We start from the raw sequence: 16,275 nt of genomic DNA, 5'->3' as shown, positions 1-16,275 counted from the left end.
GGGTGGCTCCCCCCCACCGGAGGGGTGGCTCATTTTTTCCGGAGGCCTGGCTCACTTATAACCGGAATGGTGGCTCTATTTCATCGAAATATTCAGTTTAAAATACTGGATGGATAACGCACCTATTAGTGTCGATCTCTTTGAGAAGTTGACCCTTAAAGAACACTCCGTGCGTGACTTAAATATACGAATTGAGCAGCATAATCTAACTATAAAGTCAGGATATAGCTTAAATGATGTTAGTCAAGAGTATGAAACTGCTGGAATTAGATATACCTACTATCTTTTGTTTGAACCTGATGTACCCCGATCTTTAGACTGGTACATAAATGTAATTGAAAAATTCAAGCAATTCATATGGAGTCACGGTGTTATTCCTGATGTCGAATCTAGAGACGATTGAGAGTACCTTAGTTGCAGTATGATCAGATCAAGTCAGTCTAATACTTTATTTTCTCAGTCTACAACTTTATTTTCCTAGTCTAATACTTTATTTTTCAGTCTAATACTTTATTTTCTTCGAACAATCCGCAAAGCCTATTTTATTTTCCCTACTCCACCGTCACGCTCTTCGCGAGGTTCCGCGGCTTGTCGACGTCATTGCCTCGCGCCAGCGACGTGTAGTACGCGAGCAGCTGCAGCGGCACCGCGGCGAGCGCCGGCGTCAAGAGCGGCAGCGTCCGAGGAATGTACAACGTCTCGTTCGCCGTCTTGGACAGCTCCGTATGGCCTTCGTTCGCGATGCCGAGGACGACCGCGCCGCGCGCCTTCACCTCGACGATATTGCTCAGCGTCTTCTCGAACAGCGCTTCCTGCGTCGCCAACGCGATGACCGGCGTGCCCTCCGTGATGAGAGCCAGCGTGCCGTGCTTCAGCTCGCCCGCCGCATACGCCTCGGAGTGGATATAGGAAATCTCCTTCAGCTTCAACGAGCCCTCCACGACGGCGGCGTAATCCAACCCGCGGCCGATGAAGAACAAGTTCTCGGTCGTCTTGAACTGCTCCGCGACCTTCTTCATCAGATCGGCTTTCCCCAGCAGCGCTTCGACCTGCTCCGGCAGCTTCTGCATCGCCGCGAGCGTATCGGCCACATAAGCGGGCGTCACCGTCTCGAGCGTCTGCGCCATATACAAGCCGAGCAAGTAGAACGCGATCAGCATCGTCGTGTACGCCTTCGTGGATGCGACCGCGATTTCCGGTCCGGCCATCGTCAGGATGACATGATCCGCTTCGCGCGCGACGGAGGAGCCGACGACGTTCGTCACCGCGAGCACCCGCGCGCCTTGACGCTTCGCCTCGCGCAGCGCCGCGAGCGTATCCGCCGTCTCCCCGGACTGCGAGACGACGATGACGAGCGTATCCGACGTAATGATCGGATCGCGGTAGCGGTACTCCGACGCGACGTCCGTCTCGACCGGAATGCGCGTCAGCTGCTCGATGACGCTCTTGCCGACGAGCCCCGCGTGCGAAGCCGTGCCGCAAGCGACGATATGAATGCGGCGAATGCCGCGGATGATGTCCGCCGTCAAGCCGACGTCCGGCAGAACGACGCGGTTCCCGTCGATGCGCGGGCTCATCGTGTCGCGGTACGCGCGCGGCTGCTCGAAAATTTCCTTCAGCATGAAATGCTCGTAGCCGCCCTTCTCCGCCGTCTCGAGATCCCACTCGACGCGGTACGCGTCGCGCGAGATCGAGCCGCCTTCGAGGTCCGTCAGCGTGACGCCGTCCTTCGTCAGGATCGCCATCTCGCCGTCGTTGAGAATATACACGTCGCGCGTGTGCTCGAGAATCGCAGGAATGTCGGAGGCGATGAAGTTTTCATTTTCCCCGAGACCGATAATCAACGGAGAGTGCATCCGCACCGCCACGAGCTTATCCGGTTCCGACTCCGCCAGCACGCCGAGGCCGAACGCCCCGCGCATCCGCTTCACGGCCGCCCGCACCGCCGCCACGATGTCGCCCTCGTACAAGTCTGCGAGCAAGTGCGCGATAACTTCCGTATCCGTCTCGGACACGAACGTGTAGCCTTTCGCGGTAAGCTCTTCCTTCAAGGGAAGGTAGTTCTCGATAATGCCGTTATGCACGACGGAGATCTTCTGCTTCTCGTCCGTATGCGGATGCGAGTTGACGTCCGACGGCTTGCCGTGCGTCGCCCAGCGCGTATGCCCGATGCCGGCCGAGCCCGCGATCGGTTCCTCGCACAGCTGGCCTTCCAACACCGCGAGTCGGCCCTTCGCCTTGCGCACGACGAGCCCCTCGTCGCTGTACACCGCGATGCCCGCGGAATCGTACCCGCGATACTCCAACTTCTTCAAGCCCTCGACCAAGATGTTCTGCGAATCCCGATGACCGATATATCCAACGATTCCACACATATAGAAAGATCCCTCCGAATTTGTCAATAAATTGAAGGGAAGGAGCGTACGAAAACAGGGCCTCGGGTTTTCCCGAAACCTTACCAGTAAATCCCAATACCCTTTTTTCGAAAATGCCTCCAACCCCAAACCGCACAGCTTTAAAGAAACGGACTCCGTCCGCCTACAAAAAAGAGAACAAAATTCCATGCCGCCCTATGGGATGTTTGTCGGAGAAGTCGCCTTCTCGTTTTGCATGCCCAATTTCGGCCTAGCGGCGCTGCCGGGAGGTCCCCGCCGAACGTTAAATCCTCGAACGCCTCCACCTCGTCAGCTTGTCGCGGCGATCGGCTTCTCGTTTGGACGGCTTTCCGTTAGCCGTTCCATCCGCGAGCGCGACGTCGTCGTCCGGTTGTCCCCGAACGTCTCGTCCCGCTCCGCCCGATCCCGATGCAAGCTCTGGCGCTTATGATGCCCGAAAATAGCGACCCTCACTTTCTCCGTCAAAGTCATATTCCTATCTTATGCATAAAGGCCGCCCATGGCAACAGCAATTTTCAATGGATTTTCATGGATTTTGTGAAAAGGAAAAACCGCCGAACGGCGGGGGAAGAAGTTCCATCCTTCATCCGCGCCGCTCATGACGGTTTCAGCCTTGGCCGTTCCTTTCCCCGCGGCTTCAGCGGTTCTCGAGCCGCTCCGTTCGTTCGGCAAGCCAATCCTCCAAGGTCGCGACTCGCTCGGGATGCTTCCGGCTTCTCGCTAGAAATCCTGCGCCGTGCTGCGGCATTGGATCCTGATCCGTGGGCTGGTACCGAAGATCGACGCTCCATCGCACCTCGTTCGAATGGTTGGCCGTCGACATATGCAGGCAGCGATCGTTGAACAAAATCGCGCTCCCGGCGGATACGGGCAAGGCTACCGTCTGACGATTCCCCAACTGGGTTTCCTTCAGAGCCGTGTATCCCGTACCCGTCAAGCTTTCGCGATGCCACTTCAGCAGTCTCTTCCGGTGCGTCCTAGGCTTGATATGGAGACAACCGTTCGTTTCGTTGGCGTCCACCAGCGGGATCCACACGGTGATGACCGGGTTCGCGTTCGCATCCGGCCAATACGATTTATCTTGATGCCATGGAACGGCGCCGGCCGCGACTCTCGGAATTTTCGGCCTGACGTTGTACACCGGATTCGCGAAAATTTCTCCCCCGATCAGCGACTCCACCGCATCCAAGATTTTCGGGTTGCTCATCAAATCATAATAGCCCGGCAGCCGGTCCCGCCAACTCCTTCCGTATTTCAAAAACTGTTCGGCGCTCAACCCCCGGAACAGCTCCGCCAATCGATACCGGAACGGACGATGCTCCAGCGCGTCCTCGATCAAGCCGTCCCGCAGCAGTTCGTCGGCGATCATGGATACCTTCCGCGTCATCGCCTCCCGTACCGGTCCCATCTCCTCCTCGGTCAACAGCTGTTCGATGACGAGGTAGCCCTCGGTGTTGTAGAATTCTACTTGTTCCTTCGATAAGCTTCCGCCGATATTTTGCATCTTCCGATCATCGCCCTTCTTTGTGGATGGATCTCATGATAAAATCATACCAATTCCGCAAAGCTTCGTATTTGGCGGCGAGTTCGGCGTTTGTCATTTTTTCCGATCAATCGTATTGGAGTGGATCCCATGATGGACATCGCCTCCGTCTCCCCCCACATCCGCGTCGCGCATCATTATCGGTTCCGTTGGGAACGGAACGCCGACGAATCCGCGCGCATCGGGTATTGCTACGCGTTCCATCTCATTTCCGGAGGGAGAGGGACCGTTACGTATCGGGACCGAACGCATCCCGTTCGGAAGGGAGATCTCCTGTATATCCCTCCGCGGGAGAAGCATGCGATTTCGACCGACGCGGATCACCTGCTCTCCGCGTACAACATCTATTTCGAGCTTTGGGCGCACGCCCCGCTCTCCACCGATCAGCATCTGGTTTGGAAAGCTTCGGATTTCAACGAGGCGTTGGCGACGCCCGTACATTCCTGCCGGGAACTGGAGCGCCTTCCCGTCATCATACCGCTGCAACGGTATGCGGAACTGTCGCAGTTATTTTCCGCGGCCGTGACGCATTTCCGCAAAGACGGGACGTACGCGAAGCCGGTCGCGAACAGTTTGTTGAAGGCTTTCCTCTTGGACTTGCTGCAGTCGGCTCCGTCTCGATTCCGAACGGACTCCCGGATTCAAGCGATGCTGGAGCGCATTCATAAGGAGACGTACGCGTATTCCGATTACGAGATATGGGCCGGCGAATCCGGCCTGCGGAAAACTCGGTTTCACGAGCTATTTAAACAATCTACCGGCCTGTCGCCCAAGGCGTATTGGACGAAGACGATGATGGCGCAGGCGGAAGCCGCTCTATGCGAAAGCCACCGTTCGATTTCGGACATCGCCGAGGATTTGGGGTATTCCTCCATCCATCACTTCACGAGGCTGTTTACGGCAACCCACGGGATGTCCCCTACGGCGTACCACCACCGTCGATCGTAGACGTGCGGGATGAAAAAAAACGGCTTTCGCGTCATTGCGCGAAAGCCGTTATTCATGTTCGTTACTGCGCCGCCCCGAGCTCCTCGCGAACGACGTCCGCGATCCGCGCGACATGCGCTTCGATGACGGCCGCCTCCGGCCCCTCCGCCATGACGCGCACGAGCGATTCCGTGCCGGACGGGCGCACGAGCACGCGCCCGTTCTCGCCGAGCGCCGCCTCCGCCTCGCGAATCGACGCCGCGATGCGCGCATTGTCCTTCAGGCCGCTCTTGTCGGCGACGCGCACGTTCACCAGCACCTGCGGAAACTTCTGCATCATCGTCTTCAAGCTACTGAGCGGCTGCCCCGACGCGACGACCGTAGCCGCCAGCTGCAACGCCGTCAGGATCCCGTCGCCCGTCGTATTGTAGTCGAGGAAGATCACGTGTCCCGACTGCTCGCCGCCGAGGTTGAAGCCGCCGCGGCGCATCTCTTCCATCACGTACCGGTCGCCGACCGCCGTCTGCGCCGTGTTCAGCGCAAGCTCCCGCGCCGCCTTGAAGAAGCCTAAGTTCGCCATGACCGTCGTGACGATCGTGTCGTTCGCGAGGCGCCCCGCCTTGCGCATCGCATCGCCGCAGATGCACAGGATGTAGTCGCCGTCGACCTCCTCGCCGTTCTCGTCGACGGCGATCAAGCGATCCGCGTCGCCGTCGAACGACAGCCCGAGGAACGCGCCGTGCTTCAGCGTCTCCGCGCGAATCGTCTCCGTATGCGTCGAGCCGACGCCGGCGTTAATGTTCAAGCCGTTCGGCTCCGCGCCGATCGCGATCACTTCCGCGCCCAGCTCCGCGAAGATGCGCGGCGCGAGCTCGAACGCCGACCCGTGCGCGCAGTCGAGCACGATCTTCTTGCCGTCGAATCGCACCGGGGTGATCGAACGCAAGTAATCCGCGTACAGCCACTTCGCTTCGGCATCGTCGCGCACGGTGCCCATCTCGCCGCCGACCGGACGCGGCAGCTCGTCGATCTCCGCGTCCATCAAGCGCTCGATTTCGAGCTCCGTCTCATCGCTCAGCTTGAAGCCGTCTCCGCCGAAAAACTTGATCCCGTTATCTTGCACCGGATTATGCGACGCCGAAATCATGACCCCCGCGTCCGCGCCGAGCTTCCGCGTCAAATACGCGACCGCCGGCGTCGACACGACGCCGATCCGAACGACGTCCGCGCCGATCGATAACAAGCCCGCGACGAGCGCCGCCTCCAGCATCGGTCCCGACACCCGCGTGTCGCGGCCGATGACGACCGTCGGCCGCTTGCCGTCCGTCGCTTCTCTCGTCAATTCATACCCGCCGCATCGTCCGATGCGGAACGCCAGCTCCGGCGTCAATTCCTTGTTCGCAACGCCGCGAACGCCGTCCGTCCCGAAATATTTCCCCATATGTTCTCCGTCGTCTCCTTCTCGTCTGTTCCTGATCCTTTTTCTCCCAACGACTTCCCATGAAAACCGCCTATGTGACAGTAAACGCATTCGCTTGCAAGAAGGTGACAATCGGAGGCGTCCCGCTTCTCCCTACGCGGGCGGTCCGTCGTCCTGCCCGTCCGACGCGGCCTCTCCTCCGCTATCGGTCCCCGAACCGCCGGTCGAGCCGCCGGAGCCGCCCGTACCGCCGCCGCTCCCGGTTCCGCCGCCGGGAGTGCCGGCGGCTCCGGAGCCGTCCTCCGGCGCTTCCGCGTCGTCCGCAGGCTCGGCCGGCTCGCCGGACGTCTCCTCGCTGGCGGCCGCCACCTCTACCGTCACCGTGCCGACGTTGCCGTCTGCCGCTTCCACGAACGACGGCAGCGTATATTCCACCGGAAGCTCATGAACGCCCGGCGGCAGATTGCTGACGTCCACGATCGCGTTCACTTCGTCCGCGGCCAAATTCTTAATGATGTCGGGCGCCGCCTCGACAAGCACATCGACCGTTCCCGCTTCCGGCGCGGTCACGCGGTATTCGTATTCCGCCCGCTTGCCGTTCAGCGTCAGCGGCACCGCCGGCAGCGTCGCGTTCACCGCCGGCACGATGGTCACCTTGGCGGTCACCTTGCCCGGATCGATTCGCTCGACGCCGTCCTTCAGCGGCACGTCGAATTCGAACGTACGCGTCGCCGTCAGCGCCGCCAGATTGATCCGCAAGCCGTCGTAGAACTCCAGCGAGTTCAAGAACGCCTGCGGCGCGAACACCGTCACTTCCCCGGCGCTCTGCTCGAAGGCGCCCACCGCGAAGCCCGGCGGCGTCTCGCCTTCCAACAAGATCTGCAGCGGCACCGTCTTGAACGGGCTCGTGATCGGCACCTCGACGTCGACGACGTTCGGCGTGACCGCCACGTCCAGCTCCGCGCCGTCTTGATCGAGCGCGACGAGCTTCACCTGCTGCCGCACCGATTCCCTCGCTCCGTCGATGTCGATTAAGCCGACGACGCTCGCCACCTGATCCGCGAGGCTGCTCGACACGGTCACGTTCACGCGGTTCGGCTGCGCCACCGGTTCGCCCGCGGTGAAGCCGTCGGCCGGCGAACCGATCATATTGATCGTGACCGGCACTTCCTTGCGTTCCTTCTCATCCAGCGACACCGATACGTTCGGCGGATCGAGTACGACCTGCACGTTGCTCGGGAACCCCTCGTGCGTTAACGACACGAGATGCTCGCCCGATTGCACGTCCGTCAAATCCAGCACGATTCGGTAATCCTCGATCTCCACTCGCCGCAACGCCGCCGCCGTGCCGATGACCGTCAGCGACACCTTCGTCGGCTCGTACGACAGCAGCGTATAGCGCTCTTCATCGAGCCCGACGACCTTAATCGATTGACTCGTATAGGTTTGCGATACCGTGGTCGGCTGCGTCGGCCCGGACGCGTTCTGCACGTCGAGCCGCACGATCACCCAGAGCAACAGGCCCACGACCACGGCCACGATGCGGATAATGTTGTTGTTGCGCAGCCAGTTATCCATGAGGCGGCTCCCCCTTCTTCTTGGTGAAGAACGGACGCTCCCTCTTGGGCTTCCGCTTCATCTTCGGGTTCAGCTCTTCATGAAGCTTCGAGATGAGCGATTCTTCCTTCACGTCGCGCACCATCTGCCCGTGAATCGCGAGCGAAATTTGACCCGTCTCCTCGGAGACGATGACGACGATGGCGTCCGACGCCTCGCTCATGCCGATGGCGGCCCGATGGCGCGTGCCGAGCTCCTTGCTGATGAACGGATTTTCCGACAGCGGCAAGTAGCAGCCCGCCGCCATAATTTGGCCGCCGCGAATAATAACCGCTCCATCGTGAAGCGGCGTGTTCGGGATGAAAATATTAACGATCAATTCCGTACTGATCTGCGATTCGAGCTTAATGCCCGACTCGATGAATTCCGACAAGCCCGTCTCCCGTTCGAACACGAGCAGCGCGCCGATGCGCCGTCCCGACAGCAGATGCAACGCGGCGATCACTTGCCCGATGCGGTCGTTGACCGCGGCATCCTCGTCCGACGTGCCGATCGTCAGAATGCGTCCCCGGCCGAGCTGCTCGAGCGCCCGCCGGAGCTCCGGCTGGAAGATGACGAACACCGCGACGACGCCCCACGTGAACAGCTGGTTCATAAGCCACTGCAATGTCAATAGTTCGAAAATGTAACTGATCGCCCACACCGCGATCAACACGACGATCCCCTTCAGCAGCTGCACCGCGCGGGTGCCGCGAACGAGCAGGATGAGCTTGTATATGATATAGCTGACGATGGTAATATCTACGATTTCCTTCAGCGTAGTCGACCATGTCCAGTCCTGAAACATGTCCACCGGTCCGTCCCCCCGACGCCTCTTAGGCTTGTCCCGAATCCCCGGGATCGGTCAAGCCGTTTGGAATTATCATATCATAAATAGGGGCCTCCTCCTAACAAAACAAAAAATCCCTCCGACTCGGAGGGACTTCGCGTAAACCCTTATGGCTGGGGGGCCGGCAGCATGCCGCCGAACCATTCGCCCAGCTTGAACCAGATGTAATCGAGCGCCCGATCCACTTCCTGCACCCGACCGGAGATATGCGCCGTGGACGCCAACGCGACGTTCCCGTCGATCACGATCAAGTCTCCTTCGAGATCGCCGTCGACTTGCACCGTTCCGTTCTCCACGACCAGATCGCCTTCCATCCTCGCGCCTTGCGGCACGATTACCTTGCCGTCCTCGATCACGATGCCTTCGAGATCGTCGCCCCGTACCGCGAGCTGCGATCCCTGGTTCCACAACGAGAAGAAGCTGCTGACCATGATGAGCAGGAACGCCGCAGCGGCGGTCGCTGCGGGATGCTTGCGCATCCAGCGCGCCCAGCTGCGGTTCGCCCGCATCGGCGGCAGCGCCGCCATGATCGACGCCGAGAGATGCGGCGGCGTCGCGGGCTCATCCAACGCGCGAACGAGCGCTTCCGTCCGTTCGAACTCGGCGAACGTCGTCGTGCAGCTCGCGCAGCCCCGCATATGGAGCCGCAGCGCCTCCGCTCGATCGCGCTCCAGGTCGCCGTCCAAATATTCGTGAATCAAGGGGAGGGCTTCTCTACAATCCATGCTCGCTCCTCCTTTCCCCTTCCGAAAAAATACGGTTCTGCTTATACCATACGTACGTGTCCGCTCGATGTTTCATTTTTACGCTCATCGTATATCTTCGTGCTCCAACTTTTTACGCAAAAATTCACGCCCGCGATGCACCCGCGTCTTCACGGTCGTCACCGGCATGTCGAGCACGTCGCCGATTTCCTGCAGCGACATGTCGTGCAAATACTTCAGCACCACGACGGACTTGTACTTCTTCGGCAGCGTCTCGATCGCGTCGCGGATGCGACGCTGCGTCTCGGACAGCAGAACCTGCCCTTCGGGGGTCGGCTCCTCGCTCGCCAGCATGCCGTGCCAATCCGTCCCTTCCCCGTCCGGCGCGACTTCGGCGTCGAGCGAATACGTCGCCTTCCGCTTGCGCAGCCGATCGATGGACAGATTGGTCCCGATGCGGTAAATCCACGTGGAAAATTTCATGCTCTCGTCGTACCGCTCCAAGCTCCGGAAGACGCGAAGGAACGTCTCTTGCACGACGTCCTCCGCCTCTTGACGGTTGCCGAGCATCCGGTACGCCAAGTGATATATTTTGTCTTTATATAGGTCAACCAAGTCCGCGAACGCGCCCCGGTCGCCGGTTTTGGCGAGCCGGGCGAGCCGCGTTTCGATCGATTGCATATCCATGCGTCAGGTGCGTCTCCTTAGCCCGTATTCCGGAGCCCCGCTGCGATGCCGTTAATCGTGAGCAACACTTCCCGAAGCAGCTCGGCGTCGTCCCCGTTCCGCTCCCGCGTCTCGCGCAGCTCCTTGAGCAAGCGCACTTGGAAGTAGCTGAGGGGGTCGACATATGGGTTCCGAAGACGAATCGATTCTTGAATGATCGGCACGTTGTCGAGAATTTCTTCTTGTCCGGTAATTTGCAAAATAAGCTCGGACGTCAGCTGGTACTCGTTCTCGATTTCCGTGAAGATCCGCTGGCGGACGGTATCGTCCTTAATCATGCCGGCGTACTCCTTCGAGATGAGCAAGTCCGCCTTCGCGAGCGCCATCTGCAGATTGTCGATGAGTCCTTGGAAGTACGACCACTTGGCGTACATGTCCTGGAGCACCTTCAGGCGCTCCGGACCGCCGTCGAGGAACGACTTGAGCCCCGAGCCCGCGCCGTACCACGCCGGGAACAAGTACCGGCTCTGCGTCCACGCGAACACCCACGGGATGGCGCGCAGATCTTCGAAGCGGTCGCTGTTCTTCCGCTTGGACGGCCGGGAGCCGATGTTCAGCTCGCCGATCTCCGGCAGCGGCGTCGACTCGCGGAAGAAAAGCAGGAAGTCCGGATCTCGGAAGACGAGATCCTGGTACTTGCGCTGCGCCGCCTCGGACATCGACTTCATGTACGTCTCGTACGTATGCTCTTCGAGCACGCTCTGCGGGTTGCGCGCCGTCACCGCCGCCGTCAGCAGCGCGGACGCCGCCTGCTCGAGGCTCCGGTACGCGATGCCCTGCAGCGAATAACGCGACGAGAGCACCTCGCCTTGCTCCGTAATCTTCATGCCGGCGCCGAGCGTGTGCGGCGGCTGCGCCAGGATGCTGCGGTTGAGCGGCATCCCGCCGCGGCCGAGCGCCCCGCCGCGGCCGTGGAAGAACTTCAGCTTCACGCCGAATTCGTTGCCGGCTTCCGTGATCGCGTGCAGCGCGACCCGCAGCTCCCAGTTGGCGGTCAGCATGCCGCCGTCCTTGTTGCTGTCGGAGTAGCCGAGCATGATCTCCTGGATGCTGTCGAGCGCGTCGATGCTCTGACGGTACGTCGGCACGCGGAACAGCGAACGCATAATGTCCGGGGCCGCGTGCAAGTCCTCGATCGTCTCGAACAGAGGCACCGCCTGGAACGATGCATGGACCGTGCCGTCCGAGTTTTTGCGGAACAAGCCCGCTTCCTTCCCGAGCACCAGCACCTCGAGAATGTCGCTGGCGGCCTCCGACATCGAGATCAGGTAGCTGCGGATCGCTCGCGGCCCGAACTCGTCCTGCGCCTTGCGGACCGTCCGCACGACGTCGAGGCATTCCTGCGTCGATTCGGAATAGTCGAAGTACGACGACGTCAACGGACGCGGATCGTCGAGCAGGCGATGGAGCAGCTTCACCTTCTCGTCTTCCGACAGCGACGCGTAGTCGTCGACGATACCCATTTTCGCAAGAATTTCTTGCATCGCCGCTTCATGCTCCTTGCTGTGCTGGCGAATGTCCAGCGACGCCAAGTGGAAGCCGAACAGCTCCACCTGACGAATCAGCTTCGCGACGAACGTATTCGCCGAGAAGTCGGCGTAATGGTTCCGCAAGCTGCGATCCAGGATTTTCAAATCCTCGATGAACGCTTCCGGCGACATGTATCGGCTTTGCGTCTTCGGAGAACCGTTGCGCGTATTCTGGATCCGCTCGATCATGTACGTGAGCTTCACGCGGTACGGCTCGGCGTCGTTGCGCCATACGTTCTCCGCCTTCAGCTCGACCTCTCCGCGATCCTTCTCGATCGACGCGAGCAGCTCGTCCGTTACGTTGACGAGCGTGGAGCTGAAGCTGAGAAGCTTCAGTCCTTGCTTCAGCGACTCCTCGTATTTCTCCAGCGCCTGCTGGCGATGAAGGAGGAGCGTCTCCCACGTCACGTTGGCGCGAACCGACGGATTGCCGTCGCGGTCGCCGCCGATCCAAGAGCCGAAACGAAGGAACGCCGGCACATGCCACTTCACGCCCGGATAGTACTTGGCTAGGCACCGCTCGAGCTCTTCGTAAACGTCCGGAATCGCGTCGAACAGCGTTTCGTCGAAGTAATACATCCCGTTGCGCACTTCGTCGATGACCGTCGGCTTGCGGTCGCGCAGCTCGTTCGTCTGCCACAGCGTCAGCACCTCGCTGAGCAGCTTCTCCCGAAGGCGCTCGCGCTCGCGATGCGTCAGCGTCGGGTTGTCGAGCTGCATCATCTCGTCGGCGATCCGCTTATGAATGTCGAGGATCGCGCGGCGCATCGCTTCCGTCGGATGCGCCGTCATGACGAGCTCGAGCGAAATCCCTTGCAGGATGTCCCGGATCTCGTCTCCCGGCACGCCGCGCGACTTCAGCTCGGAGACGATGCTCTCGATCGAGCCCGGCTGCACGGCCTCGCCGGAGGAGCGCTCGTAATCGCGCTTGCGGCGAATCCGGTGGTTCTGCTCGGCGATGTTCACCAGCTGGAAGTATACCGCGAACGCCCGAATGACGCTTCGGCGTACGCCCGGCTCCAGCGTCGCGATGATCGATTTGAACTCTTCGTAGATTTCCGGGATGTACGTCGCCCGGAGCGTCTTGCTCATCTCGCGGATCTTCTCTACGATTCCTAATAACTCGTTGCCGCCTTGATGCACCAGCACCTCGCCGAGGATGTTGCCCAGAAAGCGAACGTCCCTGCGAAGGAGCTGTTGATTCGAATGCTGCGCCGATTGGGCAGCTGTCGATTCCGTCATGGTCTCTCTCACCCCGTCATTTATGGCTCATGCCATGCTGTCATCTCTTTATTGTACTAAAATTCCTATAATAAATCTCGGATTTTCTGAAAATTCGTTCCCTCTTCCTTCAAAACTCGACGTAAGGCGACACCAAATGCAAGCCGAACGTGCGTGACAAATCTTCCAGCATGCGTACGCCGGCTACGCTGTTGCCCGCCGCGTCGATCGCCGGACCGAAGATGCCGAAGCCGTACCGGTTCGGCGCGAAGGCGACGATGCCGCCGCTGACGCCGCTCTTCGCCGGCAGGCCGACTTTCAGGAAGAACTCGCCGGAATGATTGTACATGCCCGACGTAATCATGATCGTCGTCACGATCTGCGCGATGCGCGGCGAGACGATGCCTTCCGTCAGGCAGGTGCCGTCGTCCTGCTTCTGTACGCACTTGCCCCACATCGCAAAAAACAGCCCGATCTTCGCCAGATCGACGCAGTCGACCTCGAGGGAGCACGCCTTGAAGTACAGATCGAGCGTCTCCTCGACGTCGACATCCGCGTCGATGACCCCGGTGCTCTTCATGAAATACGCCAACGCGCGGTTCCGGTCGCCCGTCTTCCGCTCGGACTGATACACCTTCTGGTCGACGCGAATGTCGTTGCGCCCGATAATGCGCGAGATCGTGTCGCAGATGCGCTGGAGCCCCTCGTCCGGGTTGCCGCCCGCGGAGAGCAGCGACGCGATGACGATCGCCCCGGCGTTGATCATCGGGTTGAGCGGCTTCTTCTGATCGAGCGTCTCCAGCTTTACGATCGAATTGAACGGGTCGACGCTCGGCTCCATCCCGACCTTGGAGAAGACGCGCTCCGGCCCGTAGTCGTTCAACGCCACCATGAGCGTAATAATCTTGGAGATGCTCTGCAGCGTGAAGCGCGTCGTCGCGTCTCCCTCGTGGACGAGCGATCCGTCCGCGCCTGCGACGGCGATTCCGAGCGCGTGCGGATTCGTATAAGCTAACTCCGGGATATAATCGGCCACCTTGCCTTGCTTCGTGTACGGCCGATACCGCCGGATGAGTTCGGCCAAGGCGTCCTTTCCGATGATCCCGGCCGGATTCGCGTTTTCCTTCATGCGTGCTCCCCTGCCCCTCGAAAAAAACTCGCTTCTCCTAGTGTACCCGCGGAACGCGCCGACGACAACAAAGACCAAGGGAGACTTGCCCCTTGGTCTTCCTCGTTCTCGTTGGAAAACGCAAAAAAGCCGCCTATGCGGCGGCTCTTCTCATGGAGCGGGTGATGGGAGTCGTATCCACGTTATCAGCTTGAAAGGCTGAACAACGTGGGTGAACGTACTTAGGCCTTTACAAATTCCCGTTTCATAATATCTGCTCTGAGCGACGAAATCAGCAACTCCATTTCAGATGGCGACGGCTTTCGCGACTGCAGTTCCTTCTCTGGAATTTCCTTCGCGCTCCGGCCCTCTTCTACAAGACGCGTAAGTTCATACAGTAACATAATTTCTCTCCTATCTCCTTTGGAAACCTAATTTTCTCTGTCTGCTGTTAAGTATAACGGCGGACTATTTTCACTATGTCAACGGGGTATGAACTGACTGTGAAATCTTTGCACCCGGAATAGCCGGGCCGCTCGATAAAGACGGTAGCACAATCAATGAAGAGCTTACACAGTCCGGAGCATTCGTCCCCATACCGCAATGGTATAAGGAGGAGCTGCGGGAGTGCCGAAAGGAAAATGGATACGGGAGAGGAAGGACAACGATGCAGAATGGAGCGGTTGGGGGATATGCAGGATGTATTTCCATAGAGTGTACTGCGATGCGATTCGCTGAAAACGCAAAAAAGCCGCCTATGCGGCGGCTCTTCTCATGGAGCGGGTGATGGGAATCGAACCCACGCTATCAGCTTGGAAGGCTGAAGTTCTACCATTGAACTACACCCGCGACATCGGGACGACACGATTCGAACATGCGACCCCCTGGTCCCAAACCAGGTGCTCTACCAAGCTGAGCTACGTCCCGTAACGATGTTGCTTGCGATTTGGAAAAAATGGCGTGCCCTGAGAGATTCGAACTCCCGACCTTTTGATTCGTAGTCAAACGCTCTATCCGGCTGAGCTAAGGGCACAAGAATAAATGGAGCGGACGATGGGATTCGAACCCACGACCCTCGCCTTGGCAAGGCGATGCTCTACCACTGAGCCACGTCCGCGTGAAAACAAGATCAATTATACCAAATCATCGAGATCAATGTCAAGAAAAACTTCCGTATTGCCGCTCGATGGTGCGCGTAGAGGGACTTGAACCCCCACGGTCTCCCGCCAGATCCTAAGTCTGGTGCGTCTGCCAATTCCGCCATACGCGCGCGGGCAGTGAATAAGAAAGAAAAAGTGAGCCATGAAGGACTCGAACCTTCGACACCCTGATTAAAAGTCAGGTGCTCTACCGACTGAGCTAATGGCTCATGCTGAAAGCTGGGGATCCAGGGATCGAACCTGGGAATGACGGAGTCAAAGTCCGTTGCCTTACCGCTTGGCTAATCCCCATTATCGAGAAATCGTGGTGCCGCCGAGAGGACTTGAACCCCCAACCTACTGATTACAAGTCAGTTGCTCTACCAATTGAGCTACAGCGGCATGCTTCGTTCATACGCAGCAAGGTGTTAATGGTGGGCGCTGACGGGATCGAACCGCCGACCCTCTGCTTGTAAGGCAGATGCTCTCCCGGCTGAGCTAAGCGCCCTAATATTATGCTCAATCCTTGCTTGTCTTATACAAAGATGGTGACCCGTAGGGGATTCGAACCCCTGTTACCTCCGTGAAAGGGAGGTGTCTTAACCCCTTGACCAACGGGCCATGCAATGGAGCTCCCAACCGGATTCGAACCGGTGACCTCATCCTTACCATGGATGCACTCTACCTACTGAGCTATGGGAGCAAGTTGGCTCCCCGAACAGGACTCGAACCTGTGACAACTCGATTAACAGTCGAGTGCTCTACCAACTGAGCTATCGGGGAACGTTAGGCTTGGCGACGTCCTACTCTCCCGGGACCCTGCGGTCCAAGTACCATCGGCGCTGGAAGGCTTAACGTTCGTGTTCGGGATGGGTACGCGTGGTTCCCTTCCGCCATTATCACCAAACCTATATAGTTCAGGGGTTGCTCCCTGAAAACTGGATGCGAAACTTGAGATGTTCATCCGAAAATGTTGGATAAGTCCTCGACCGATTAGTATTCGTCAGCTCCACGCGTTGCCGCGCTTCCACCCCGAACCTATCAACCACGTCGTCTACATGGGGTCTTCAAGCAGGGAAATCTCATCTTGAGGGGGGCTTCACGCTTAGATGCTTT

The 16,275-nt window shown here is 59.1% G+C and carries 13 protein-coding genes, 12 tRNA genes and 2 rRNA genes; 2 read left to right on the top strand and 25 right to left on the bottom strand.

The window, feature by feature from the left end; genetic code table 11:
- Positions 1–82 precede the first annotated feature (82 nt).
- The gene (locus tag FE782_RS33445; RefSeq protein ID WP_439116480.1) at positions 83–403 is read left to right on the top strand and encodes an ApeA N-terminal domain 1-containing protein; all 321 of its coding nucleotides are present in this window, start codon (positions 83–85) and stop codon (positions 401–403) included.
- Between the two features lie 148 nt (positions 404–551).
- Here the strand turns inward: FE782_RS33445 and glmS are convergent, their stop codons facing one another.
- The 4 genes from glmS to FE782_RS31795 form a co-directional block, all read right to left on the bottom strand.
- The gene (gene glmS, locus FE782_RS31805) at positions 552–2,375 is read right to left on the bottom strand and encodes a glutamine--fructose-6-phosphate transaminase (isomerizing) (protein WP_138198374.1); all 1,824 of its coding nucleotides are present in this window, start codon (positions 2,373–2,375) and stop codon (positions 552–554) included.
- 309 nt (positions 2,376–2,684) lie between these two features.
- On the bottom strand, positions 2,685–2,861 hold the full coding sequence (locus FE782_RS32495; protein WP_158299632.1) for a hypothetical protein: 177 nt from the start codon (positions 2,859–2,861) through the stop codon (positions 2,685–2,687).
- A gap of 15 nt (positions 2,862–2,876) precedes the next feature.
- Positions 2,877–3,068, bottom strand: coding sequence for a hypothetical protein (locus FE782_RS31800; RefSeq protein WP_138198372.1), 192 nt, complete (start codon positions 3,066–3,068; stop codon positions 2,877–2,879).
- Positions 3,034–3,900 (bottom strand): phytanoyl-CoA dioxygenase family protein, encoded by an 867-nt coding sequence (locus tag FE782_RS31795; RefSeq protein WP_138198370.1) that lies wholly within the window; start codon positions 3,898–3,900, stop codon positions 3,034–3,036. Before FE782_RS31795 ends, FE782_RS31800 begins: the two co-directional genes overlap by 35 nt.
- A 129-nt stretch (positions 3,901–4,029) precedes the next feature.
- Between FE782_RS31795 and FE782_RS31790 the strand changes: the two genes are divergently transcribed.
- On the top strand, positions 4,030–4,887 hold the full coding sequence (locus tag FE782_RS31790; RefSeq protein WP_138198368.1) for an AraC family transcriptional regulator: 858 nt from the start codon (positions 4,030–4,032) through the stop codon (positions 4,885–4,887).
- A gap of 61 nt (positions 4,888–4,948) precedes the next feature.
- On the opposite strand, the gene glmM is transcribed toward FE782_RS31790, so the two are convergent.
- The 21 genes from glmM to FE782_RS31685 form a co-directional block, all read right to left on the bottom strand.
- Complete coding sequence (gene glmM, locus FE782_RS31785; protein WP_138198366.1) at positions 4,949–6,307, bottom strand: phosphoglucosamine mutase; 1,359 nt, start codon at positions 6,305–6,307, stop codon at positions 4,949–4,951.
- 132 nt (positions 6,308–6,439) lie between these two features.
- Positions 6,440–7,864, bottom strand: coding sequence for a CdaR family protein (locus FE782_RS31780; RefSeq protein WP_138198364.1), 1,425 nt, complete (start codon positions 7,862–7,864; stop codon positions 6,440–6,442).
- On the bottom strand, positions 7,857–8,690 hold the full coding sequence (cdaA, locus tag FE782_RS31775; RefSeq protein WP_138198377.1) for a diadenylate cyclase CdaA: 834 nt from the start codon (positions 8,688–8,690) through the stop codon (positions 7,857–7,859). Before cdaA ends, FE782_RS31780 begins: the two co-directional genes overlap by 8 nt.
- Positions 8,691–8,839: 149 nt before the next feature.
- Complete coding sequence (locus tag FE782_RS31770; protein ID WP_138198363.1) at positions 8,840–9,457, bottom strand: zf-HC2 domain-containing protein; 618 nt, start codon at positions 9,455–9,457, stop codon at positions 8,840–8,842.
- A gap of 84 nt (positions 9,458–9,541) precedes the next feature.
- Positions 9,542–10,117 (bottom strand): RNA polymerase sigma factor SigW, encoded by a 576-nt coding sequence (gene sigW, locus FE782_RS31765; protein WP_138198376.1) that lies wholly within the window; start codon positions 10,115–10,117, stop codon positions 9,542–9,544.
- Positions 10,118–10,140: 23 nt separating this feature from the next.
- Complete coding sequence (gene ppc, locus FE782_RS31760) at positions 10,141–12,933, bottom strand: phosphoenolpyruvate carboxylase (RefSeq protein WP_138198361.1); 2,793 nt, start codon at positions 12,931–12,933, stop codon at positions 10,141–10,143.
- A gap of 109 nt (positions 12,934–13,042) precedes the next feature.
- Positions 13,043–14,041, bottom strand: coding sequence for a glutaminase A (gene glsA, locus FE782_RS31755; RefSeq protein ID WP_138198359.1), 999 nt, complete (start codon positions 14,039–14,041; stop codon positions 13,043–13,045).
- 754 nt (positions 14,042–14,795) lie between these two features.
- Positions 14,796–14,869, bottom strand: a tRNA-Gly gene (locus FE782_RS31750).
- A gap of 4 nt (positions 14,870–14,873) precedes the next feature.
- Positions 14,874–14,947 (bottom strand) — tRNA-Pro (locus FE782_RS31745).
- Positions 14,948–14,976: 29 nt separating this feature from the next.
- Positions 14,977–15,053 (bottom strand) — tRNA-Arg (locus FE782_RS31740).
- Between the two features lie 9 nt (positions 15,054–15,062).
- Positions 15,063–15,137, bottom strand: a tRNA-Gly gene (locus tag FE782_RS31735).
- Positions 15,138–15,207: 70 nt separating this feature from the next.
- Positions 15,208–15,290: transfer RNA gene (locus FE782_RS31730), tRNA-Leu, on the bottom strand.
- 26 nt (positions 15,291–15,316) lie between these two features.
- A tRNA-Lys gene (locus FE782_RS31725) sits at positions 15,317–15,389 on the bottom strand.
- A 10-nt stretch (positions 15,390–15,399) separates the two neighbouring features.
- Positions 15,400–15,471 (bottom strand) — tRNA-Gln (locus FE782_RS31720).
- A 14-nt stretch (positions 15,472–15,485) separates the two neighbouring features.
- Positions 15,486–15,561 (bottom strand) — tRNA-Thr (locus FE782_RS31715).
- A 30-nt stretch (positions 15,562–15,591) separates the two neighbouring features.
- Positions 15,592–15,667: transfer RNA gene (locus FE782_RS31710), tRNA-Val, on the bottom strand.
- A 38-nt stretch (positions 15,668–15,705) separates the two neighbouring features.
- Positions 15,706–15,780: transfer RNA gene (locus FE782_RS31705), tRNA-Glu, on the bottom strand.
- 6 nt (positions 15,781–15,786) lie between these two features.
- Positions 15,787–15,862 (bottom strand) — tRNA-Thr (locus FE782_RS31700).
- Positions 15,863–15,866: 4 nt separating this feature from the next.
- A tRNA-Asn gene (locus tag FE782_RS31695) sits at positions 15,867–15,942 on the bottom strand.
- Positions 15,943–15,949: 7 nt separating this feature from the next.
- Positions 15,950–16,066 (bottom strand): 5S ribosomal RNA (rrf, locus tag FE782_RS31690).
- A 66-nt stretch (positions 16,067–16,132) separates the two neighbouring features.
- A 23S ribosomal RNA gene (locus FE782_RS31685) occupies positions 16,133–16,275 on the bottom strand; the annotation flags it as partial.

It is taken from the genome of Paenibacillus antri (genome assembly GCF_005765165.1).
Taxonomy (GTDB): Bacteria; Bacillota; Bacilli; order Paenibacillales; family YIM-B00363; genus Paenibacillus_AE; species Paenibacillus_AE antri.
The sequence above is the reverse complement of the archived record's forward strand: the minus strand, read 5'-3'. Positions and strand labels throughout refer to the sequence as shown.

Coding starts and splice junctions, on each gene's coding strand:
- glsA (WP_138198359.1), bottom strand. CDS start 14,041: ATGAAGGAAAACGCGAATCCGGCCGGGATCATCGGAAAGGACGCCTTG.
- FE782_RS31795 (WP_138198370.1), bottom strand. CDS start 3,900: ATGCAAAATATCGGCGGAAGCTTATCGAAGGAACAAGTAGAATTCTAC.
- FE782_RS31780 (WP_138198364.1), bottom strand. CDS start 7,864: ATGGATAACTGGCTGCGCAACAACAACATTATCCGCATCGTGGCCGTG.
- cdaA (WP_138198377.1), bottom strand. CDS start 8,690: ATGTTTCAGGACTGGACATGGTCGACTACGCTGAAGGAAATCGTAGAT.
- FE782_RS31790 (WP_138198368.1), top strand. CDS start 4,030: ATGATGGACATCGCCTCCGTCTCCCCCCACATCCGCGTCGCGCATCAT.
- glmM (WP_138198366.1), bottom strand. CDS start 6,307: ATGGGGAAATATTTCGGGACGGACGGCGTTCGCGGCGTTGCGAACAAG.
- ppc (WP_138198361.1), bottom strand. CDS start 12,933: ATGACGGAATCGACAGCTGCCCAATCGGCGCAGCATTCGAATCAACAG.
- sigW (WP_138198376.1), bottom strand. CDS start 10,117: ATGCAATCGATCGAAACGCGGCTCGCCCGGCTCGCCAAAACCGGCGAC.
- FE782_RS31770 (WP_138198363.1), bottom strand. CDS start 9,457: ATGGATTGTAGAGAAGCCCTCCCCTTGATTCACGAATATTTGGACGGC.
- glmS (WP_138198374.1), bottom strand. CDS start 2,375: ATGTGTGGAATCGTTGGATATATCGGTCATCGGGATTCGCAGAACATC.